The organism is Anaerophaga thermohalophila DSM 12881 (genome assembly GCF_000191885.1).
Lineage (GTDB): Bacteria > Bacteroidota > Bacteroidia > Bacteroidales > Marinilabiliaceae > Anaerophaga > Anaerophaga thermohalophila.
Window position 1 is genome coordinate 1 of record NZ_AEWI01000054.1, and the last position, 22,702, is coordinate 22,702.

The window sequence follows — 22,702 nt, forward strand, 5'->3', positions numbered from 1 at the left end:
GCGAGTTCCATCAGACCAATAACTTAGACTTATTTTATACTGATGAAATAGGCTTGCCCGTTACTCAAACTTTAAAGTTTGATGATTCCGGGGAATATTATTGATCGGCCAGCCTGGGAACCACCATCCTTTCCCTGAGCTCGGAGGCTTTATTGGCTCCGTAAAGGTTTGATATAATTTCAAGGGAAAATTCTATGGCTGCCCCTATGCCTCGACCGGTAATGATATGACCATCGGTAATAGCTGGAACCGGATAATGATGTGCCCCTTTTAGATGATGTTCAAATCCCGGAAAACAGGTGGCTTTTCTGTTTTGAAGGAATCCAAGTTCTCCTATAATCATGGGAGCGGCGCAAATGGCACCAATCCATTTTTTTTGATCGTTGTACTTTTTTAAAAGATCGGTTAGTTTCGTATGAGACTGAAGATTTTTGGCACCTGGCATGCCTCCTGGCAGAATGAGAATATCCTTTTCATCGATGGGTTTGCCTTCGAAAACCCGGTCACACACAATGGTAAGACCATGTGCTCCTGTAACGCTTTTGTCCTCCGTTACCGATATTAATTCTACTTCTGCTCCGGCACGGTTAAGAACGTCGGCCGGTGTCAGTGCTTCTACCTCTTCGAATCCGGGTGCAATAAATATGGCTGCTCGTTTCATCAGTATAAAATTAGTCTAAGTTGTTGGAATGATGCGATTTATTATGCTTTAATTGATTTTAGATTCTTCGCTCCGCTCAGAATGACAGACTGTCTAATGTTATTCTGAGGAGGTAACGACGAAGAATCTGTTACTTGTTTTTGGTTTCTTTGATGATTAAAGGTTAATTATACATGTTCTTTTGTGACAAACCTTGTCATGCTCGTTTCATCAGTATATAATTTATTTAAGTTATTGGCCGAATGATACTCGCATACAAGAACATAAATAAATCTTACATGCGAGTTCAAATAAACCTGGTTAAGCAGGTTCGCTCATTTTATATTGAATCTGTTTTTTTACTTTCAAGGTAAGCGCGTCATAACTGTCATTATGGGGGTAAACAGGTTCAAGAAACTCAATGTTTATTTTTTTGAAAGGTTTTGGAAACAGACTTCCTTTTGGAAGTGCTTTGTGTGCCCCCTGAATGGTAACAGGAACAACAGGAATATTCAACTCCCGGCTGAGGATGGCAAACGTTTTTTTGAATTGTCCCAGTTTGCCTGTCTTGCTGCGTGTTCCTTCCGGGAAGATGATGAGATTTTTTTTGCGTTTCAGGACTTCCGCCATTTTCTGGATGGAGGTCTTAAGGTCTTTGTTCAAGTCCACGATAATGATGTTGTTTCTGTTGGCCAGAAATTTCAACCATGGTTTCCTTATATGCTTTTCTTTGGCATAAAAATAGGTTTTTCTGATTTGATGCGTTTTTAGATATGAAGCCACGAAAAGCCCGTCGAAAAAGCTTTGATGGTTGGGAGCAATGATGCATGGACCGTCCGGAATATTTTTCATTCCTTTGACTCTGAATCGGAAGTATAAATGAAAGAAGAGACGGGAAACTCTCACCATGAAACTACCGGTTGGCCATGTTTTTGGGAGCTGAAAATGGACTTTTTCCCTTAGTATGTCTTTCCAGTTTATTTTGTGTTCTTCAATTCTTGTTTTTACTTCACGGACATGTTCGGCCAGCAATTGAATGTTGTTGAACCTCAGCATCTCCGTAGGGTCTAATTTAACCCCGAAGGTTTGGTCAAGATAGGTTTCAAATGCTACTTTATCCAGAGAATCGAGTCCCAAATCCATTTCCAGATGATGATGCGGCAGAACGGCCCGTCCCTTCTCTTTGGATAGATAATCTGCAATCATCCGGTATTCATCGAAATCGGGTTTTAGCCTGAGTTCATCTTCCGTATCGTTATGTTGAGCAAAAGCTTCCAGCTTGAATCGTTGCAGTTTTGACAATTGAGTTCGGGGCAGTTCCTGGTCTGTCAGGTAGAAATGCATGATTTTTTTATAGGAAGATACATTCCGGTTAAAATGATCGATAACTTCCCAACGTATGATTTCTTCAATGTCTTTATCTGTTTCAGGAGAGTAATTAATTGCACTTTTTTCGGGGACGATAACTGCCTGAAGCATGTCATCTTTAAAAAAGACACCACATTCGCGAACCAGTGGCGACTCTTCAATCTTTTGCTCCAGTTCGGCGGGATTAACATTTTTACCGTTCGAAAGTATGATGATTTCTTTCTTTCTTCCTGTGATGTACAGGTATCCGTCGTTTGAAAGATGGCCGAGATCGCCTGTGTAAAGCCTGCCGCTTTTTAAGACGTGAGCCGTCTCTTCAGGGCGATTGTAGTAACCCTGCATGATCTGGCGTCCACTGGCCGTAATTTCCCCATCAATAATTTCAATTTTAGTGCCCGGTAGTGATTCTCCGGGAGACCCGATTTTCACACGGCCCGGACGTGTAAAGGTAATCATCGGAGCTGATTCGGTCATTCCGTAACCTTCCAGCACTTCAAAACCGAGAACCTGAAAGTCGCGTGCCACCTCGGGGTCCAGTGCAGCTCCTCCGGAGACAAGATACGTAAGAGCTCCGCCCATTTTTTTGTGAACCGTTTTAAACACAATTTTGGAAAAACCTTTGCTGTTTATTCTTTCCGCTATTGCAAATAAAGCTTTTGCAGGCAAACTGGCATTAATCTTTTCTTTTATTCCTTTGCGAATAGCGGCATACAAACGTGGTACCCCGATGATAATTGTAATCTTGTTTTCCTGAAGTGTTTTGGTAATATCTTCAGAAGCCATGGAAGGACTGATTGCAATGCTTCCGCCCGAGTAAAGAGGGATGACCATTGTGCCCATTAAAGGGAAGATATGGTGAAGCGGAAGCAAAACCATTGTTCTGCTTTCTGAAGTGTAGATTTTTATTTTATTGACTACACCTTCAATATTGGCCAAAAGATTATCGTAAGAGAGCATGACACCTTTCGGGCTTCCTGTCGTTCCCGATGTATAGATTATAACTGCCGTGTCAGAGACATCCGGTTCAGGAAAGTTACTCTCCGCTGATTGAATACTGTCTGATAATACAAAGTCTTCAGCAATAAATATTTTAGGGGTTATGTCTGCTGCTTTCACAGCTTTTTGAAGCGTTTCCACATCGTTTCTTGAAGTAAAGATCACTTCCGGTCGGCAATCTTCCAGAATAAACGCCACTTCATCGGAAGTAGCCAGATGATCGACAGGAACGGCAATTCCACCGTTTTTCCATATCGAATAGAAAGAGTATATCCATTCGGGCCTGTTTTCCATAAACACAGCAGCCCTGTCTCCATGGTTCAGGGAATATAAATCTGCAATTGTTTCAATTACACCAATCAGGCGGCCATAGCTGATTTTTTCATCACCGTAGGTAATGGCCGTTTTATTGCCCATGTTCTTTACCATATTGTTCAATCAAAAAATGAAGCCGCAAAATTAAACTTTTGTGGCTGAAATTACCAAAAAAGCCTTAATCTGGTCTCTTAATAAATTTTCTATTACAATGTTCAAACTATCTGCAAAATGCAGATGTCCTCATTAAAACCGGCTCGAAAATAATGCATCATTCCCTTCTCAGGTTTTATATCCGCGGTTGATTATATTTCTTGATATTTGAACATCTGAGCCCGGTCTAAAAAGCATCTTTGTTGCCAAACTCGTTGTTGTTTTAAATTATTGCATCCTCATTAACAACAAGTTAACTCTGGTACAAAAATTTAAAACGCCTTGATCTTGACAAAAATGTGCTTTTTATACTGCACTCACATCTCATTACGAAAACTTATGTATAGATCAACTTAAAGAAAAACAATTATTGTGCCATAAGGTTCTATGGTTTATTTCTTCATTTTCACCGGTTTGGATTTGTCTGACAGAATACTGATTCAAGAAAATCGCTGACTTTGCTATAATTGAGAACAGAATTGCGGTAATTGCAAAAATTCTTAGAACAAAAGGGTCTGTGATTTTTGTCAGAAAGATGGATACTGGAACCTGGCACCTCTGAGTAAGTCGTATTTGGCACACTGCCCAATGTGAGGCTGAGGCTAATTGAGGTTGAGGTTGAGGCTAAGGTTAAGGTTAAGGTTGAGGTTGAGGCTGAGAGTTCACCACAGATATCACAGAATTGCACCGATTTAACAATCATCAAATAGAGGTTGAGACTGAGGATGAGGTTGAGAAAGAGATTCTTCGCTTCGCTCAGAATGACACAAAGCTGAATGTCATTCTGAGGAGGTAACGACGAAGAATCTATTCTATGATCAAATGAGGTTAAGCATTTGTGTAAGACTGGAAAGAGGAGATGTTACCGGTCATTAAAATGATTTGTAATGGAGGAATAAAAAATCCGCAGAAGAATCTTCTCTGCGGATTTTTTGTTAAAAGAGCATTTACCGTGCGTGTTCATAGACAAAGGGGAAAATCGGGATAGATAAGGGAACACTTTTCACAGTAAAGCTCTTTTCAGATTATCAGAAGTTTCGGGTTTGGAAAACCTATTATTGTACTAAACAACACCCTGTGCAAGCATGGCATTGGCCACTTTTATAAAACCGCTGATATTAGCACCTTTTACGTAATTAACAAATCCGTCTTTTTCCTGTCCATTCTTAACGCAAGCTGCATGAATGTTTTTCATAATGGATTTTAACTTCTGGTCTACCTCATCGCGTGTCCAGGTTATTCGCATGGAATTTTGACTCATTTCCAGACCGGAAACGGCTACACCACCAGCGTTGGCAGCTTTACCCGGCCCAAAAAGGATTTTTTTCTCATGGAACAGGTCTACCGCTTCAGGGGTAGAGGGCATATTGGCTCCTTCAGAGACGCAGATACACCCGTTTTCGATGAGTATATGAGCATCATCTCCGTTAAGCTCGTTTTGAGTGGCCGATGGTATTGCCACATCACACTTGACTTTCCATGGCGTTTCGCCTTCATAATATTCGACATCCGGATATTTTTCGGCATATTCCCTGATACGTCCGCGGATGGCATTTTTGAGGAGTTTTACATATTCCAGTTTTTCAGCATCAATACCGTTCGGATCGTAAATGTATCCGCTGGAGTCGGACAGGGTAACGGGTTTTCCACCCATTTCAAGAACTTTTTCAACGGCAAATTGGGCTACATTTCCCGAACCACTGATGGCAACTGTTTTTCCTTTAATAGATTCACCTTTAGTAGCCAGCATTTCCTGCGCAAAATAGACTGCTCCGTAGCCTGTGGCCTCTGGTCTTAAAGGGCTTCCTCCCCATTCGGCGCCTTTGCCGGTGAAAGTTCCCTGAAAAGCATTTGCCAGACGTTTATACTGGCCAAAAATGAAGCCGATTTCACGACCGCCTACACCAATGTCTCCGGCCGGTATATCGGTATTCGGACCTACATGTCTTTCAAGCTCTGTAGCGAACGATTGACAGAACTTCATTACTTCCTGGTCGGATTTCCCTTTGGGATTGAAATCGGAACCACCTTTTCCGCCTCCCATTGGGAGTGAGGTAAGACTGTTTTTCAAAACCTGCTCAAAAGCTAAAAACTTCAATATGCTTTGATTTACCGAAGGGTGGAAACGCAAACCGCCTTTATAAGGCCCAATGGCACTGTTCATTTGAATCCGGTAACCTTTATTGATTTGTATTTCTCCCTGATCGTCAATCCATGGTACCCTGAAACTGATGATTCGTTCCGGTTCGGTCATCCGTTCCAGAATTTTGTTTTTCATCAATACAGGATTTTCAAGAATAAAGGGAGCCAAACTTTCAACTACTTCGTGTACGGCTTGATGAAATTCCGGTTCATTGGGATTTTTGGCTTTGACATTAGCCATAAAATCCTCAACGTACTTGAGTACTTTTGATTCATTCATAAAATAAAATGTTAGAGGTTTTGACTTTTTGGATGTGCAAATGTAATAAAAAATGTCGTTTTACTTAAAAAAAAGAAGTTAAAATTGTTTTTTGTCGACAATTTGTAGCCGAAAGTCCATTGTTAGATGCCTAAACGCCAACAACGGATTTTTGATATAAGTAAACGACAGGCAGTAGTCATAAGGTATGGAGCAGAGGGTAGAGGCGGTGGAAATGGTTTTCAAGAGTGCATCGACTCATCAGGTAACGGTCAATTGTGAGATAAACTTTCAGGGATTGATAAAATTTTTTAGCTTTGAATTGTTTTTAATCGCATTGATTATTTGAATAACGTTAAGATTATGAACAAGATCATACCGCATATTTATCAGGTAAAAGTTGAACTTGAAGATATTGAACCGCTTATCTGGCGCCGGTTACAAATTCCTGCTGATTTGTTTTTGCACGATTTTCATAAAGTTCTTCAAACCACTATGGGTTGGGAAAACCAACACTTGCATTTGTTCCGGAAAGGGAAGAAACTATTTGGAATGGCCGATGATGAGTGGAATGGCAATCCTCTGTTTCAGGATTATACTATTGTACGGGTGAATGATTTGCTAAGAAAACCCGGGGATGAGATGGTTTATGAGTATGATTTCGGGGATGACTGGCGGCACAGGATCATATTGGAAATGGAGATGGAACCCGATCCTTTGGAATATTATCCGGTTTGCATTGATGGCGCCCGGGAATGTCCGCCGGAGGATTGTGGCGGACCCGGCGGTTATCAGGAGATGGTGGCAGCAGTGAAAGACCCGTCTAATCCCCAGCATCGGTTTTTTAAGGCTCTTTTTCCCGACGGTCTTGATCCTGAGTATTTTGATCTTGAGGAGATCAATGATATCCTGTTGGAAGATGATTATGGTTGCCTTCTTCCTTTCGATGACTACGATGAAGATGAAGATGAAGATTGAGAGGATAAAAGTGGATTAATTTATGGGCCGGTTCACAAAAGAGACTTTTAGGAGTGTTTTATTTCACTTTAAATGATGCTACTACCGCTGCATGGTCAGAAGGGAATCCTGAGGGCCAGGTGTCTATAACTCTTGCCGAAGTTGGCTCAAGCGTTTCTCCGCGGAAATAAATGAAGTCCATGCGGGTTTGAAGTCCGTCCTTATGGATGGGCGACCAGGTCAATCCGGGTGATGTGGTCTCATCCGGGAAAATAGAACGGTAAACATCGGAAAAACCTTCTTCATACATGAATTTGCTGGCCGGAAATTCTACAACCAAATCATTGTGTCTTTCTTTGTTTCGCTCTGTCCAGTCGAGGTGCGAGCCACTGTTGAAATCGCCGGCGATAATGGATGTTGTTTTGTTATTGCTCTGAATGAGTGGTCTGAGTTCGCTCAGCAGAAGCCGTGTTTCCATTCCGCGTGTTTCCATTTCTCTCACCTCAATGGTATCGGCACGTGCATTTTCCTTCATGAAATAGGCCGAAAGGTTGGGTTGGCGGCTCAGCCAAACCGGGCTTACAAGAATTTCTTTGTCGTTACCGATATCTATTTGGATGCATCCAAAATGGAGCGGACGGTATACATTGAAACTTTTTTTGAGTGGAAACCTGGAAATAACACTCAGGTTGTCGCTTCTTTTATAGAAATAGTAGTCCAGTTCACCGGCTATGATTTCACCGGCATTCAGGGTTTCCTGAAGAGATATGACATCGGCTCCGCTGTGTTTGATGATATCGGTAATACGTTGTATTCCTGCATATTTACCGTGGCTGGTACCTCCATTCCAAATATTCCAGGTCATAATGGTTATTGAGTCATTGTATTCGGGCAGAGGGCGAAGGTTTTTCCCCCTGATTTTCCTGTAATGTCCCGCTACCTGATTGTCCGATAGCGTTCGCGACCAGATACCCAATTCGTCAATCATGCCGTTGAAAGTTTCAATTCTGATATCCCTGGCCATTGGATCAGAACCTATAAACAATGAAGAACCCGGGAATGGATTTTCTATTGCTTCCATACTGAGAATGGCTTTCAGATTGCCATCGTAGTAGAAGCGTGCCTCGCGGAGTTGCTTGTTCAGAGAAAAACCAATCTGGTGCCATTTCCCGTCGTTAACAGGCTGTTGCTTATGTGAGGGCTTGTAGCGGATGGTTTTTTCCCCGTCACTGGCTTCCCACATCCAAGAGCCCGTCGGTGTTTTACTGATGTGCCAACCCTGATATTTCTGAAAATCATCCGACGGGAGTTTTTGTCCGGCAACGACATATTCATAGGGATCACTTTCATCTGATTTAACCCATATCAAAAGCGTGAGACCTTCGTAATCATTGAAACTGTTGTTATGACCTTTGTCAATGATAACGGGTTTCCGGTAAAGAGCTGTTTTTGTCAGATTTAGGCAGGTATCGGTAACACCTCTTTCATACGATACATATTTTTCACCCTGAAATATGACTGGTAATATTCCGGCATTGGTTATTTCCCGGTTGAAGTCCAAATAGATAAGCGAAGGGCCCGGTTTACTGTATTCTCTTTTGTTACATCCCGAATAGATGAGGATTGTACAGATAAAGATGATTAAAAGGTGTATTTGCTTCATGTGTCTCTTTTTGTAAAGTCCAATATATGAACCCGGTCTAAAAAGCATCTTTGTTGCCAAACTCGTTGTTGTTTCAAATTTTTGCATCCTCATTAACAAAGAGTTAACTCCGGTATAAAAATTTAAAACGCCTTGATTTTGACAAAAATATGCTTTTTATACTGCACTCAATATATAAAAAAATGTCCAATTTGCAGAGTTTGGGGTTTAGTGGTTCTTATTTTTTTAAAAAACTTACCTTTGTACCGAATTCAGAAATTAGAAAACATGGAAAAAGCAACCATTTACACCCCCAGGGGAGAAATGAAAGTCGAATTTTATCATGACGATGCTCCTGGTACTGTTGAGAATTTTATCAAACTGGCCAAAAACGGTTTTTACGATGGTTTGGCATTCCATCGTGTTATCCCCGGTTTTGTGATACAGGGAGGATGTCCTTATTCAATTGATATGAGCGATCCAAAGGTTGGGACAGGTGGCCCTGGTTATACTATAAAATGTGAACTGAACGGTGATAAGCAGTATCATGATCGTGGAGTGCTTAGCATGGCGCATGCAGGAAGAGATACTGGCGGTTCACAGTTTTTTATTTGCTATAACAGGGAGAATACCAAACATCTGGACCGTCAGCACACCTGTTTCGGAAAAGTATATGAGGGTCTTGATGTGATCGACAAGATTGAACAGGGCGACCGTATCGAAAAGATTATTGTTGAATAATGAGTACAGTCTAAAAAGCATCTTTGTTGCCAAACTCGTTGTTGTTTTAAATTTTTGCATCCTCATTAACAATAAGTTAACTCCGGCACGAAAATTTAAAACGCCTTGATTTTGACAAAAATATGCTATTTTACTGCACTCAATAATATTTCAGGTTTATTTTATGAGTTTTGAATTGACCGGCAAGTTAATTGTCAAAGAAGATACAGTGAAGATATCGGACAAATTCCAAAAGCGTGAATTTGTAATTGAGGTTCCAAATGAGAAGAATCCCGAGTGGAATGACTTCGTGAAGTTTCAGTCTGTTCAGGATCGTGTGGACCTTATCGAACCGTTTAATATTGGCGATGAGCTTAAAGTCAGCTTTAATATTAAAGGGAATAAATGGGAGCGAGACGGCAAAGTGAATTATTTCACCAATCTGGATGCTTGGAGAGTTGAAAAAGTTGAAGCCGGTGGAAGCGGGAATATTGGTACTGCTTCTGCACCGATGCCTGATCAGCTTGAGGACTTGCCTCCGGAGGCAGAGGATGATGAGTTTCCGTTTTAATGTGGAATAGTCCGTTAAAAATGCCTAAACGCAGAAACGCAATGGCGATAAATTTTTATTATGAGAGAGTTATGTTATATATCCTGATTTCATACGAGTGAAGGAAACTCCGTTTTTGGCGGCTTCGCAAGCTTTTCAACCGGCACTTTCTGAACAGACACATGATTTGCTATAACCTTTACTGAATTTATAGACGGGCACTATTTATAAAATGAGCCCGGTCTAAAAGCATCTTTGTTGCCAAACTCAGTGTTGTTTAAAATTTTTTATCCTCATTAACAATGAGTTAATTCCGGTACAAAAATTTAAAACGCCTTCATTTTGACAAAAATATGCTTTTTAAGCCGGGCTCATTTATATAAGAAGGTGTCTGAAAAGTCCGTTTTTCTCTGTGAATCTTTGTAACGTGTTTCATGCACATTTGTCTAACTAATTGAAAAAAATACTTTAGACAGCAAGGATTCAGTTCAGTTTTTCAGGAGAATTACTTTTTAAACACCCTCGTTTTATATAGTAACCTCATTTATTGCAGTTGCAAAGTAACAACTGAATGGGGTGGCAAAGTAACGGTTAAGGTTTCTTTTTTGAGTTTGTAGTCGGAGAATTCGACTGGTTTCACCACCTCCGGATTGTCGAAAGTGTTAACAGAATTAATCTTTGGAGCGGTAAGCAACGAAGCGTTAATAACGCTACTAAGGTTTCCGCCTTCAACATCAACTTCCACGGTTTTCTTTTCGTTGGGATTCAGATTACTCAGGCTGATGTTGACTTTCCCGTCCTTTTTGGAAGCCGTTCCACTGATAGCAGGGATACTTTCTTCACCGTATTTGTAATCTTCGCTTTGGAGCAAAACCGGAATATAAGTGGCATCCTGATGCACTTTGTACATATTAAAAATATGATAGGTTGGGGTCAGCACCATTTTGTCATCTTCTGTGAGGATCATTGCCTGCAAAACATTAACAGCCTGGGCAATATTGGCCATCTTTACGCGGTCGGCATGTTTATGGAAAATATCAAAAGTTGTGGCAGCAATCAGCGCGTCACGCATGGAATTTTGCTGATACAAAAAACCGGGTGTTGATCCGGGTTCCGGGTCTGTCCAGATGCCCCATTCGTCAACAAACAAGGGGACTCTTTTGTGGGGGTCATGTTTATCCATCATGGCCGAATGTTTGCTGATCAGCTCATCCATGTGGCCGGCATTTTGGAGAGCGCTGAAGTAGAGCTCTTCACCAAAATCCGTAGCCGACGATTTGTTACCCCAGTCGCCCGTTGCAATGGTATAGTAATGTACCGATAGGGCATCCATGTGTCGGGCGGCTCTGCCCATAACGATGTCGGTCCAGTGGTAGTCAGAACCATTGGCGCCACATCCTACCCTCTGGAATTTGCCTTCTCCATATACTCGTGCGTAGAGTGAATACTGTCGCAGCAGATCGCTGTAGTATTCGGGTCGCATGTCACCACCGCATCCCCAGCTTTCGTTGCCAATACCAAGAAATTTTACGTCCCAGGGCTCCTCGCGTCCGTTCTCTCTGCGCCAGTTGGCCATAGGTATGTCTTCGTCGGAGGTCATGTATTCAATCCAGTCAACCATCTCTTCGACGGAACCGCTACCTACATTGGCAGAGATGTAGGGATCGGCCCCCAATAGTTCACAAAGGTTCAGGAACTCATGGGTTCCAAAGCTGTTGTCTTCGATAACACCACCCCAGAAATAGTTTTTGATGTTCGCACGCTCTTCCACCGGGCCAACCCCGTCTTTCCAGTGATAGGTATCGGCGAAGCAACCACCCGGCCAGCGCAATACCGGGATGTTCAGCTCTTTAAGAGCATCTACGATATCTTTGCGGTATCCGTTGATATTAGGGATTTCTGAATCAGGTCCTACCCAGATGCCATCATAAATACAACGGCCAAGATGTTCGGCGAAATGACCATAAATATTCTTATTAATGGTCTGGTCGGCATGAGCGAAATCCAAATTCATTTTGTTCTGGGCGTTGGTCTGGGAAAAAGTAAACAGACCAATTGCTGAAATGACAAAAATCAATCGTTTTAGTTTCATATTTTTTCTTTTTAACCTGCCTTGGGCAGGAATTGGTTAAACAATCAATTATTTACGAAATTAGTGTATGTTAACAAAAAGCGGGTGGATACACTGTGTATTTTGGTGGACAATTCTCTTTTTTTTGAAGAATTGTGTGTGATTAGTGTATCTGTTGCTTTTTGTTCCTGACACAAATAGCAAAGCTTCGGCAAAATTACCGTGATACATGATAAAAAAACGGCGCCAACCGAAATTTTGATTAATTTGCTGTAAAGTTATTACAAATTTTTAAAGATATTTGCAAATAAAGAGTGTTTTTTACTTTTATATATTTTTTAATATTTTCGTCTTTTCAACAGGCTGTTAAAAAAAGCCTGAATGCAAAGTTTCTATTATGAAAAAATCGTAGTTTATTCATCTGTTATGTAACCAGTTCATTGGCAATTGTTTGAAGTGATTTAACAATATTTTGTGTTTTAAAACAGGCATTAGTTCTGAGCAGTCATCCGGATGCTGCTGATGTGCGTCCCGTTACAAATGAAATAGCTGTAAGTGAAATGATTAAGCATGTTTTGCCCGCTTATTCATTCACGGTGATTCGAATACCTGAAATAGGCACTGAATTTGTTTATTGAATTTTCTGGAGAAGAATGGGGATAGATAGTTAATTTTGATGAGTCTTCAAAAAATGTGTTGATTGCTGATGAAACGAGCCTGACCAAGATTGTTCGAAAAAATGCAGTATATGGCAAAAGTTCCTTTGAAAAAATGTAGAAATTGACATTTTTTCGTATGAAAAAGTGTGTATTTACATCAATATCTTCAATTAAAATTGGTGTAAATTATACTCAGATTATGGAAAGAATAGCAATGGAGGAACACTCCCGATTTCACGGTTGGCTTTACGTTTTTCCATGTCTGATTTCAGGCAGGAAGACTGGCTTACAAATGTACCGCTTTATGCAGTGTATAATTTCATGAACTCTATAAGCAAACAATAATGCGTCGACTATTTTTTGTTGTTCACGAAACGACTGGAAGGAGTCCGAGAACACCTTAAAAAATCAATTATGATGGTGCCAATGACATCAATGACTGTCGCATCAAAGATGCGACTAAATTCGTGTTAATTCGCGCAAATTCGGTGATCCAAACAACAAATGGCGCAGCCATTTTTATAATATTTTGCCAAAAAATACAATAAAATTAGAGATAAGGTCTAACAATCTAACAATTTACAACAAAGCCATGAGAAGAAATTTTCGGATAATATTGACAGCCTTAATATCAGGGTGTGTGTTGACGGGGTGTAGCAATCCGAAACCAGTCCAACCCGATGTGGAACCTTTCCCGCTTTCATTCGTGCGTTTGCTGGAGAGTCCTTTCCGGCATGCCGAAGCATTGAACGAACAATATGTGATGGCCCATGATCCGGATCGTCTTCTGGCGCCATTTCTCATAGATGCTGGCTTGGAACCCAAAGCTCCGGGTTATGGAAACTGGGAAAGTTCCGGGCTGAATGGCCACTTTGGCGGTCATTATCTGACGTCATTGTCGCTGATGATTGCCTCTACCGGTAACGAAGAAGCCCGCGAGCGGTTGAATTACATGATTGACGAGTTGGCTCGTTGTCAGGAAGCCAATGGTAATGGTTATGTAGGAGGTGTTCCGGGCGGACAAGACATGTGGGCCGAAATTGCCAAAGGCAATATTGATGCCGGTAATTTTTCGCTCAACGGCAAGTGGGTGCCTTTGTACAATATTCATAAACTCTATGCCGGATTGCGTGATGCCTGGCTTTATGCCGGAAATGAAAAGGCAAGGGAAATTTTGATCAAACTAACCGACTGGTGTATTGATCTGACAGCTGCCCTTTCTGATGATCAGATTCAGGAGATGCTGGTTTCCGAGCATGGCGGACTGAATGAAGTGTTTGCCGATGTGTATGATATTACCGGAGATGAGAAGTATCTTGAGCTGGCCCGCAGGTTCTCGCATCGCGAAATACTTGAGCCGCTTTTGCAACACGAAGACAGGCTAACCGGACTTCATGCCAACACGCAAATTCCAAAAGTGATTGGGTATATGCGGATTGCTGAATTGACCCATGATTCTGCATGGATCGATGCCTCCGATTTTTTCTGGAATACCGTAGTGAATAATCGTACCATCACCATCGGTGGGAATTCAACTCACGAGCATTTTCATCCGGTTGATGATTTTTCTTCGATGATTGAATCCCGTCAGGGGCCTGAAACCTGTAATACTTACAACATGCTTAAGTTATCGAAGCATCTTTTTTTGTATAAGAACGATCTTAAGTATATCGATTATTACGAACAGGCTCTTTATAATCATATTCTTTCGTCACAGCATCCCGGACATGGCGGGCTGGTCTATTTCACCCCCATGCGTCCCCGTCACTATCGGGTTTATTCCAATCCCGAAGAAACGTTCTGGTGTTGCGTTGGCTCCGGCATTGAGAATCATGAGAAATATGGTGAGTTGATTTATGCCCATGATGACGAGGACGTTTTTGTCAATCTTTTTATTCCTTCCGAACTCAACTGGAAAGAGAAAGGTCTGAAGCTGGTTCAGAAAAACAACTTTCCGGATATTGAAAAAAGCACTCTTCGCGTGGAACTTGACGAGTCTGATGAGTTTATTGTCGGTATTCGTTGTCCTGCCTGGGCTAACCCCGGAGAAATGGAAGTTACTGTTAACGGCAATTCTGTTAACGGAGAGGCTGTTTCCGGTCAGTATTTTCTTGTTAGCAGGAAGTGGGATGACGGCGATGTAATCGAAGTTCACCTGCCTATGCACACTTTCGGAAAGTACCTGCCCGATAAAAGTCCATATCTTTCTTTGATGCATGGTCCATTCGTTTTGGGTGCTGCCACCGATTCAACCGACCTGGATGGATTAATTGCAGATGACAGTCGCATGGGACATATTGCCCATGGTCCGCTTTATCCGCTCGATGAGGCACCAATGCTGCTGATTGATGGTGAGAATTGGGAAAAGAAGGTGATTCCTGTTGATGATCAACCAATGACTTTTAAAGCGCTTGGTTTAATTGTTCCCGATTCGGAAGATGATCTGGTATTAGAACCTTTTTTCAGGATTCATGATGCCCGATACATTGTTTATTGGCGAACCGGAACCAGTGAAGAAATTGATTCTATCCGGAGTGCTATTTCTGAGCACGACAGTGTGATGCTTGCACTTGAAAAATTGACCATCGATGAGGTGGCTGCCGGGGAGCAACAACCCGAATCGGAACATAATTTCAGGGGTGAAGGTACAGAAACCGGTGTTTACATGAATCGTCACTGGAGACATGCTTCGCAATGGTTTGCCTATGATCTGAAAGATCCGGAAAAGGAAGCACGCGTCTTAAGAGTTACCTGTTTTGGAGGTGATACTGACCGGCATTTTGATATTCTTATAAACGATCAAAAAATTGCTGAAGTGAACCTGGACGGCTTTCAGGGTGATGGTTTTGTAGATATTGATTACCAAATTCCGGAATCTGTGGTAAAAGAAGCCACCGACGGAGTTTTAACAGTTAAGTTCAGAGCTCATGGAGGTTCTGTTGCCGGTGGAATTTATCATGTAAGATTGATGCGTAAATAAAGGAGCAGCGGCCTCTCCCAATCCGGAAATACATGGTATGTGGGTGGAATTAACGGTGAGAATAAGAAAAAACAACTGAAACTGGATTTGCCTTTCGTTAAAGGAGACCAAACAGGTTATTTGATCACTGACGGCGACGAAGGCATTTTGTCGTTTACCGAAAAAGTGCTCTCTCTCAGTGAAAATGAAAAACTCAATGTAACAGTAAAGCCTAATGGTGGCTTTGTGATGGTTGTTGATTAACAGGAGCGGCGGATTCATTGTTGACAAAAGAACTCGCAGCGATCTCTTAATACAGAAAGAAATCTTTAAATAAAAATTTGAGCCCACTCTAAAAAGCATCTTTGTTGCCAAACTCGTTGTTGTTTTAAATTTTTGTATCATCATTAACAACAAGTTAACTCCGGTACAAAAATTTAAAACGCCTTGATTTTGACAAAAATATGCTTTTTATACTGCACTCATTGATGAATTGCTGTTTATTCACAATCCTTTTGTGTTATTTCGTTAATTTTTTTAATTTTCCATGGTCAAAAGATTTTGGTTGATCAGAAAGTACCGGGTGCAAGGCTTGCGAAGGCGCCAAAAGTAGAGTTTACTTTTTGTAAACGAGTATTTTGGAGGCAAAGGTAATACTGCAAATGATACTTTCGGGACAGAGAGTATTTAATCATTGTGCCTGGTCTAAAAAACATCTTTGTTGTCAAACACATTGTTGTTTTATAATTTTTTTTAAGTGATATAATGTCCATTCATAAAAGTTTTTCAGGTATAGCTCATATACTTCATACTCAAATAATTTTTCTCGTGTTTAACACAACTAATAGAATTTATCATGGAAAACAGTAACAATTCAGGCGGTCTTAGCAGACGCCGTTTTTTGCGTAATTCCGCTGCTCTTGCAGCCGGAATGACAGTGATTCCGAATGTAGCCATGGGCGGTGTATTAGGTCGTAGAGCCCCAAGCGACAAGCTGAACATCGCGGGAGTGGGCGTAGGCGGTCGCGGCTTCGCCGTTCTAAAAGAGCTGGAAAGTGAAAACATTGTGGCCTTGTGTGATGTAGACTGGAGGTATGCGAAAAAGGCTTTTGATTACTTTCCAAAAGCGAAAAAGTACTGGGACTGGCGTAAAATGCTGGATGAGATGGGCGACAGCATTGATGCAGTGGTGGTTGCCACGGCCGACCATACTCATGCCCTCATAGCGGCCCATGCCATCACCATGGGTAAGCATGTATATGTTGAAAAACCGCTTACACACACGGTTTACGAATCCCGATTGCTGACCAGGCTGGCCGATAAGTATAAAGTAGCCACCCAAATGGGTAACCAGGGAGCCTCCGGCGAAGGTGTAGCCCAAACCATCGAGTGGCTTCAGAACAACGAGATCGGAGAAGTAACTAAAGTAGAAGCCTTTACCGACCGTCCAATATGGCCGCAGGGACTGAATGTTCCTGAACAGGGACAGTGGGTTCCGGAAACATTGAACTGGGACTTGTTTATCGGTCCTGCCGAAATGCGTCCCTACAATGAGATTTATACGCCATGGAATTTTCGTGGCTGGTGGGACTTTGGTACAGGTGCTTTGGGAGATATGGCTTGTCACATTTTGCATCCGGTGTTTAAAGGCTTAGACCTCGGGTATCCGGTAAAAGCTCAGGGAAGTTCGACCTTGTTGCTGACCGAATCGGCACCGACAGCCCAGCGTGTCAGGATGACATTTCCCGATCGGGGAAGAAAAGGGAAAATGAAGTTGCCAAAGGTTGATGTCTATTGGTACGATGGCGGTCTTCAGCCAATGAAGCCGGAAGGATGGCCTGCCGGTAAAGACATGAACGATGCTGGCGGAGGCGTCCTGTTCCACGGCACCAAAGATATTTTGGTGACAGGTTGCTATGGAAAAGATCCCTGGTTACTGTCAGGTCGTACCCCAAATGTACCCCAAACAGAGCGAAGAATTCAACTAAGCCATCAAATGGATTGGGTGCGGGCCTGTAAGGAAAGTGCAGAAAACCGCCTGGAGCCGTCATCCCCATTCCGCGAGGCCGGCCCGTTCAACGAGATGGTAGTAATGGGCGTACTGGCAGTTCGTCTGCAGAGCTTGAACAAAGAGCTTGAATGGGACGGAGAAAAGATGGAGTTCACCAATATCACAGACACTGAAACCATTCGCACGGTGATAGAAGACGGTTTTGAGATTCATGACGGACACCCGACGTTTAATAAGACGTGGACCGACCCGGTCAGTGCCAAAGCCTTTGCACAGGAACTGATCAAACACACCTACCGCGACGGGTGGAGTCTGCCGCCAATGCCTTAGGTGGATATTATTTCTGGAATCAAGCTATGCCTGCAACACTGTTCCCCTAAATTCTGGTCGTAAGGTCGTCAGGTGTGCGGACAATAAAAGTATCGCACAGGGGGTTCCTCTTAAGCGGGTCAAGGAATAGCGCGACTGAGGTGAACACGAAACCCGAAGCACAAACCCTGAGAACCCGAAACACAAAAAACAAAACAGAAAAACAAAACAAAATAATATGAAAACCAGGAACATATTTTTAGGCCTGACAGCAGGAGTATTTTTGTTAACATCCTGTGGTATGGGAGGCCAGAAATCGGAAGAAAAATCAGAGAGTGAAACGACAAAATCAGCAACAGTGGAAGAAGCCCCGTTAAATACACTGACAGAAGAAGAGAAAGCCGAAGGCTGGCGTCTGCTTTTCAATGGAAAAAACTTTGATGGCTGGCGAGGCTATAATAAGGAAACCGTTCCCGGCGCCTGGAGCATTGAGGATAATGCTATCAAGATTAACGGCTCGGGAGAGGGCGAGGCCGGTGCCGAAGATGGGGGTGATATAATATACGATGAGAAGTTCAAGAACTTCGAGTTGAAATTCGACTGGAAAGTATCGAAAGGAGGCAACAGCGGTGTCTTTTATCTGGCCCGCGAGTTTGATGATCTGCCAATTTATCGTTCCGCCCCCGAGTATCAGATACTGGACAACGAGAATCACCTGGATGCGCAGTTGGGAAAAGACGGCAACCGCCAGTCGGCTTCGCTGTACGATCTGATACCTGCCAAGCCGCAAAACAGCAAGCCCTGGGGTGAATGGAACACCGGTTCTATCATAGTATATAAAGGAACGGTTGTACACAAGCAAAACGGTGAAGTTGTTCTCGAGTATCATCTGTGGACCCCCGAGTGGGAAAAGATGATAGAAAACAGTAAGTTTAAGGGATGGACGGAAATGATCAACGCCGGTGGAGAAGAACGCATGGGGTACATCGGACTTCAGGATCATGGCGATGATGTATGGTTCCGCAACATTAAGCTGAAGGTAATGGAATAGATAAAATAATGGCATAAGCGACAGCCTGATTTCTTAAAAATTAGAAATTGGGCTGTCTTTTTTGTTGACGAGTTGAAAATTTGATAGAGAATGCTGAATTTTTTTTATTGGACTATATCTTTTAAAATTATTTTCGTCAAGTTAATTCTGTCTTAAAACTAATTAGTATTTTTATATGTAGATATGACATAACGTGGCGTTGTTGCGGATAACAGTTGGGGGCTTTGCCTCACGATTGAGACAGATTAACCGGAGATAATTATAATTTTTGGTTTTATTATTGCTTCGGAGATGATATAAATTCGAATGAAACGAGCATGACAAGGTTTGTTTTAATAGATTATTAGATTTTTAGATATAAGTAATTTAGTCAGTAGTTTTTAGTCAGTAGCCAGTAGCCAGTAGTGTGAATTATAAACACAACAAACGTCTTTGCGTTTTAGCTTTTTTTACCAACCCCTGCAACACTACAGTTTGCCCGTATAAAGAAAAAATATTTATAGTGATGAAACGAGCATGGCAAGGTTTGCCACATAAGAACATGTATAAAACTCAATCATGCGAGTTCCATCAGGCCAATAACTTAGACTAATTTTATACGGATGAAAAGAAGTTTTACTTTTTTGATCGTCATATTGATATTTTTTGGTGGTGCCTGCCAGAAAAGTAAAAAAAAGATTCAAACACTTGCGGATGATGCGGCTTGGTGTTGGTTTTCTGATCCTCGTGCCATCCAATTGCAGCATTCTTCAGGTTCAAAGATAATAGCCGGAGGTGTATCGAAGAATGGATCGGTTGTTGCTTTTTCGTATGATATGCGAAAAGAGAATATTGAGAAAGGGATCATACATCCTTACTTGGAAGTCGATGATCATAATAATCCGGCTTTTTTGGAGCTTCCTTCTGGAGATATTCTTTCTTTTTATACCCGTCATCATAACGAGGACCTTTTTATGTCAAAAACTGTTTTTGCAGGTAACATTACTCAATGGGAAGAACCTCGGAAAATTGAGATAATGAATAATGATGAAGAAGAACGGTATGGATCACCCAGATATACTTATGCAAATCCGTTTATGCTTTCTGCCGAAAAAAATCGTATTTTTCTTTTTGGACGGTGGATGGGGTTTAAACCTGTTATGATATGGAGTGATAACCAGGGAGAAAATTGGAGTAATAGCAGGGTTGTTATTTGTCCTCAACCATTTGATTCCGGGAATAGACCTTATGTAAAGTATTATTCCGATGGCAAAACAAGGATTCATATGGCATTTACTGATGGTCATCCTCGTAATGAACCGTTAAACAGCATTTATTATGCCTATTATGAAAAGGGTAGATTTTATCGGGTTGACGGTAGCTTAATATGCACGATAGATAGTTTGCCTTTTGAACCCAGAGAAGCTACTTTAGTTTATAAAGCTAATTCGAAGGATGGGAGAGCTTGGATTTATGATATCAAAGCTGATGAAAACGGCTATCCTGTAATTGCCTATGTACGGTATCCGACAGAAGAAGATCATATCTATCATTATACAAGATACAATGGAAAAAACTGGGATGATGATGAACTTTGTCATGCCGGCAAATGGTTTCCCCAGACCCCCTCGGGGCAAAGAGAGCGAGAGCCTCATTACTCTGGCGGCCTTGCGATCAGCTTGAGTGATGTTTCAACGGTTTTTCTTTCTCGTGAAATGAATGGAATTTTTGAAATTCAAAAATGGTACAGGACCGAAAATAAGGAATGGAAGCATTCGTCGATTACCGAAAATTCCGATTATGACCAAGTCAGGCCGGTTGTGCCGTGGGGCATGGATCATCATGACTCAGCTGTATTATGGATGGAAAATGAGGAATATATTCATTACACCAATTATTCATCCAGAATTAAGATATTGAGCCCGGTCTAAAACGCATCTTTGTTGCCAAACTCGTTGTTGTTTTAAATTTTTGCATCCTCATTAACAACAAGTTAACTCCGGTACAAAAATTTAAAACGCCTGGATTTTGACAAAAATATGCTTTTTATGCTGTACTCATAAATAAAAAAATAGTAATATGAAAAAATTGTTCTTCACTTTCGTTGCATTTTGTTTGGTAGTTTCTGCATACGCCAATGAAAATCTTCATCCGTTAATTACTAATGTTCCAAACCGTACGGCAAAATCACTCAACGGTCAATGGGATTACATTATCGACCGGTATGAGGTTGGGTATTACGACTATCGACTTCAACCAGGTAAATGGGGCTTTTTTAAAGATCAGAAGCCGAAGAGTGAATCTGATCTTGTGGAATACAGTTTCGGGAAATCGAAAAAGATGTTTATTCCCGGCGATTGGAATACTGCCGATCAGGAACTGAAGTACTATGAGGGAACGGTGTGGTTTCGAAAAACTTTTGATTTCAGTCCTGAAGAGAATGAACGCTATTTTCTCTATTTCGGAGCAGTAAACTACGAGGCTTTGGTTTATCTGAACGGTGAATACATTGGTTCGCATAAAGGCGGATTTACACCATTTAATTTTGAAGTAACCGGAAAACTGAAAGACGGTCATAATTTTGTGGTGGTAAAAGTTGACAACACCCGGCACAAAGATGAGGTTCCTACGGTTAATACCGATTGGTGGAATTATGGCGGGATAACCCGTGATGTTCTGATTTTGGAAGAGCCGGAAACGTTTGTCCGGGATTTCTCTGTTTCTCTTTCCGATGGGAAATACAACGAAATTTCTGGCTGGGTGCAGTTGGATGGCACCGACCTTCAAACGCCGGTAAAAGTATCTGTTCCAGAACTCGAAGAAGAGGTGACCATTAGTCCGGATGAAGAAGGAAAAGGAACTTTTTCGTTGAAAGCCAGACCGGATTTGTGGTCACCACAAAATCCCAGACTTTATGATATCTCAATTTCAGTGGCCGGGAATTCTATGAACGAACAGGTTGCTTTTCGTCACGTAGAAGCGGTGGGTAACCGCGTTCATCTGAATGGAGAACCTCTATTTCTCCGTGGTATATGTATTCATGAGGAAGCTCCTTTCAGAGCCGGCCGTTTTAATAGTCCGGCAGAGGCGCACACGCTTCTTTCGTGGGCAAAAGAGATGAATGCCAATTTCGTAAGGTTGGCCCATTATCCTCACAACGAGTACATGGTGCGTGAGGCAGAAAAAATGGGGATACTCGTTTGGAGTGAGATTCCGGTTTACTGGACCATCAGTTTTACCAACGAAGAGACTTTGCAAAATGCTCAGAATCAGCTTGAAGAAATGATCACCCGCGATAAGAACAGGGGTGCCATTATAATTTGGTCGCTGGCCAATGAAACACCGGTGAGTGATGAGCGTAATCGTTTTTTGACCAAACTGGTTCAGCATGCCAGAAAATTAGATGATTCCAGGCTCATCAGTATGGCGATGGAAAAGGAATATCACGATGCTTACACACCTGCCATCAATGATCCGCTCATAGATATTGTGGATGTAGTAAGTTTTAACACCTATATTGGCTGGTATGACGGACTTCCTGAAAAATGTGCCAAAATGAACTGGCAACTCCCGGATAATAAACCGGTGGTGATCAGTGAATTTGGTGGCGGTGCTCTTCAGGGATATCATGGAACTAAAAATCAGCGGTGGACAGAGGAGTTTCAGGAAGAATTATATATTCAAAACGTTGCTATGTTTGATAAAATGGACCTTGCGGGAACAGCCCCCTGGATTTTGATGGATTTTATGTCACCACGAAGAATGCTTCCCGAAATTCAGGACGGATGGAATCGCAAAGGGTTGGTTTCCGATCAGGGAATCAGGAAAAGGGCATTTTTTATCATGAAAGATTGGTACGAGAAAAAACGGTAGGAAGGTAATGTCTCCTGAATCCCCTCAAAATGGTTACTTTGGAGAGTT

General features: G+C 41.9%; 13 protein-coding genes and 1 pseudogene. 9 read left to right on the plus strand and 5 right to left on the minus strand.

What is annotated here, in order from left to right:
* Positions 1 to 97: 97 nt before the first annotated feature.
* The 3 genes from ATH1_RS0113795 to gdhA form a co-directional block, all read right to left on the minus strand.
* Entirely contained in the window at positions 98 to 661 is a 564-nt protein-coding gene (locus tag ATH1_RS0113795; RefSeq protein ID WP_010422774.1) for a DJ-1 family glyoxalase III, read from the minus strand.
* 300 nt (positions 662 to 961) lie between these two features.
* Entirely contained in the window at positions 962 to 3,433 is a 2,472-nt protein-coding gene (locus ATH1_RS0113800) for an AMP-binding protein (protein ID WP_245531804.1), read from the minus strand.
* Positions 3,434 to 4,535: 1,102 nt separating this feature from the next.
* Positions 4,536 to 5,894, minus strand: coding sequence for an NADP-specific glutamate dehydrogenase (gene gdhA, locus ATH1_RS0113805; RefSeq protein ID WP_010422778.1), 1,359 nt, complete (start codon positions 5,892 to 5,894; stop codon positions 4,536 to 4,538).
* A gap of 342 nt (positions 5,895 to 6,236) precedes the next feature.
* Between gdhA and ATH1_RS0113815 the strand changes: the two genes are divergently transcribed.
* Positions 6,237 to 6,851, plus strand: a complete 615-nt coding sequence (locus ATH1_RS0113815) for a plasmid pRiA4b ORF-3 family protein (RefSeq protein ID WP_010422780.1) — start codon at positions 6,237 to 6,239, stop codon at positions 6,849 to 6,851.
* Positions 6,852 to 6,909: 58 nt separating this feature from the next.
* Here ATH1_RS0113815 and ATH1_RS0113820 read toward each other — a convergent pair whose 3' ends face one another.
* Entirely contained in the window at positions 6,910 to 8,493 is a 1,584-nt protein-coding gene (locus ATH1_RS0113820) for an endonuclease/exonuclease/phosphatase family protein (RefSeq protein WP_029164132.1), read from the minus strand.
* A gap of 267 nt (positions 8,494 to 8,760) precedes the next feature.
* Between ATH1_RS0113820 and ATH1_RS0113825 the strand changes: the two genes are divergently transcribed.
* Both ATH1_RS0113825 and ATH1_RS0113830 read left to right on the plus strand, forming a co-directional pair.
* Positions 8,761 to 9,213 (plus strand): peptidylprolyl isomerase, encoded by a 453-nt coding sequence (locus tag ATH1_RS0113825; protein WP_029164133.1) that lies wholly within the window; start codon positions 8,761 to 8,763, stop codon positions 9,211 to 9,213.
* A 163-nt stretch (positions 9,214 to 9,376) separates the two neighbouring features.
* Complete coding sequence (locus ATH1_RS0113830) at positions 9,377 to 9,763, plus strand: DUF3127 domain-containing protein (RefSeq protein WP_010422786.1); 387 nt, start codon at positions 9,377 to 9,379, stop codon at positions 9,761 to 9,763.
* A 523-nt stretch (positions 9,764 to 10,286) separates the two neighbouring features.
* Here the strand turns inward: ATH1_RS0113830 and ATH1_RS0113835 are convergent.
* Positions 10,287 to 11,834 carry an alpha-N-arabinofuranosidase gene (locus ATH1_RS0113835; protein WP_010422787.1) on the minus strand — a complete coding sequence of 516 codons (1,548 nt, stop codon included), beginning with the start codon at positions 11,832 to 11,834 and terminating at the stop codon, positions 10,287 to 10,289.
* A 1,230-nt stretch (positions 11,835 to 13,064) separates the two neighbouring features.
* Between ATH1_RS0113835 and ATH1_RS0113840 the strand changes: the two genes are divergently transcribed.
* The 6 genes and pseudogenes from ATH1_RS0113840 to ATH1_RS0113865 all read left to right on the plus strand — a co-directional run bounded on the left by ATH1_RS0113840 (position 13,065) and on the right by ATH1_RS0113865 (position 22,654).
* Positions 13,065 to 15,452 carry a glycoside hydrolase family 127 protein gene (locus tag ATH1_RS0113840; RefSeq protein WP_010422791.1) on the plus strand — a complete coding sequence of 796 codons (2,388 nt, stop codon included), beginning with the start codon at positions 13,065 to 13,067 and terminating at the stop codon, positions 15,450 to 15,452.
* A 30-nt stretch (positions 15,453 to 15,482) separates the two neighbouring features.
* Positions 15,483 to 15,695, plus strand: a pseudogene (locus ATH1_RS0113845) (glycoside hydrolase family 97 C-terminal domain-containing protein); the annotation flags it as partial.
* A 592-nt stretch (positions 15,696 to 16,287) separates the two neighbouring features.
* Positions 16,288 to 17,772 (plus strand): Gfo/Idh/MocA family oxidoreductase, encoded by a 1,485-nt coding sequence (locus tag ATH1_RS0113850; RefSeq protein WP_010422795.1) that lies wholly within the window; start codon positions 16,288 to 16,290, stop codon positions 17,770 to 17,772.
* Positions 17,773 to 17,989: 217 nt separating this feature from the next.
* Positions 17,990 to 18,802, plus strand: a complete 813-nt coding sequence (locus tag ATH1_RS0113855; protein WP_010422797.1) for a 3-keto-disaccharide hydrolase — start codon at positions 17,990 to 17,992, stop codon at positions 18,800 to 18,802.
* A gap of 602 nt (positions 18,803 to 19,404) precedes the next feature.
* Positions 19,405 to 20,712, plus strand: coding sequence for a BNR-4 repeat-containing protein (locus ATH1_RS0113860; RefSeq protein WP_010422799.1), 1,308 nt, complete (start codon positions 19,405 to 19,407; stop codon positions 20,710 to 20,712).
* A gap of 148 nt (positions 20,713 to 20,860) precedes the next feature.
* Positions 20,861 to 22,654, plus strand: a complete 1,794-nt coding sequence (locus ATH1_RS0113865; protein WP_010422801.1) for a glycoside hydrolase family 2 protein — start codon at positions 20,861 to 20,863, stop codon at positions 22,652 to 22,654.
* The last annotated feature ends 48 nt before the right edge of the window (positions 22,655 to 22,702 follow it).

What these genes read in the sequence shown, in the direction of transcription:
- ATH1_RS0113795 (WP_010422774.1), bottom strand. Translation starts at nt 661, where the DNA reads ATGAAACGAGCAGCCATATTTATTGCACCCGGATTCGAAGAGGTAGAA.
- ATH1_RS0113800 (WP_245531804.1), bottom strand. Translation starts at nt 3,433, where the DNA reads ATGGTAAAGAACATGGGCAATAAAACGGCCATTACCTACGGTGATGAA.
- gdhA (WP_010422778.1), bottom strand. Translation starts at nt 5,894, where the DNA reads ATGAATGAATCAAAAGTACTCAAGTACGTTGAGGATTTTATGGCTAAT.
- ATH1_RS0113815 (WP_010422780.1), top strand. Translation starts at nt 6,237, where the DNA reads ATGAACAAGATCATACCGCATATTTATCAGGTAAAAGTTGAACTTGAA.
- ATH1_RS0113820 (WP_029164132.1), bottom strand. Translation starts at nt 8,493, where the DNA reads ATGAAGCAAATACACCTTTTAATCATCTTTATCTGTACAATCCTCATC.
- ATH1_RS0113825 (WP_029164133.1), top strand. Translation starts at nt 8,761, where the DNA reads ATGGAAAAAGCAACCATTTACACCCCCAGGGGAGAAATGAAAGTCGAA.
- ATH1_RS0113830 (WP_010422786.1), top strand. Translation starts at nt 9,377, where the DNA reads ATGAGTTTTGAATTGACCGGCAAGTTAATTGTCAAAGAAGATACAGTG.
- ATH1_RS0113835 (WP_010422787.1), bottom strand. Translation starts at nt 11,834, where the DNA reads ATGAAACTAAAACGATTGATTTTTGTCATTTCAGCAATTGGTCTGTTT.
- ATH1_RS0113840 (WP_010422791.1), top strand. Translation starts at nt 13,065, where the DNA reads ATGAGAAGAAATTTTCGGATAATATTGACAGCCTTAATATCAGGGTGT.
- ATH1_RS0113850 (WP_010422795.1), top strand. Translation starts at nt 16,288, where the DNA reads ATGGAAAACAGTAACAATTCAGGCGGTCTTAGCAGACGCCGTTTTTTG.
- ATH1_RS0113855 (WP_010422797.1), top strand. Translation starts at nt 17,990, where the DNA reads ATGAAAACCAGGAACATATTTTTAGGCCTGACAGCAGGAGTATTTTTG.
- ATH1_RS0113860 (WP_010422799.1), top strand. Translation starts at nt 19,405, where the DNA reads ATGAAAAGAAGTTTTACTTTTTTGATCGTCATATTGATATTTTTTGGT.
- ATH1_RS0113865 (WP_010422801.1), top strand. Translation starts at nt 20,861, where the DNA reads ATGAAAAAATTGTTCTTCACTTTCGTTGCATTTTGTTTGGTAGTTTCT.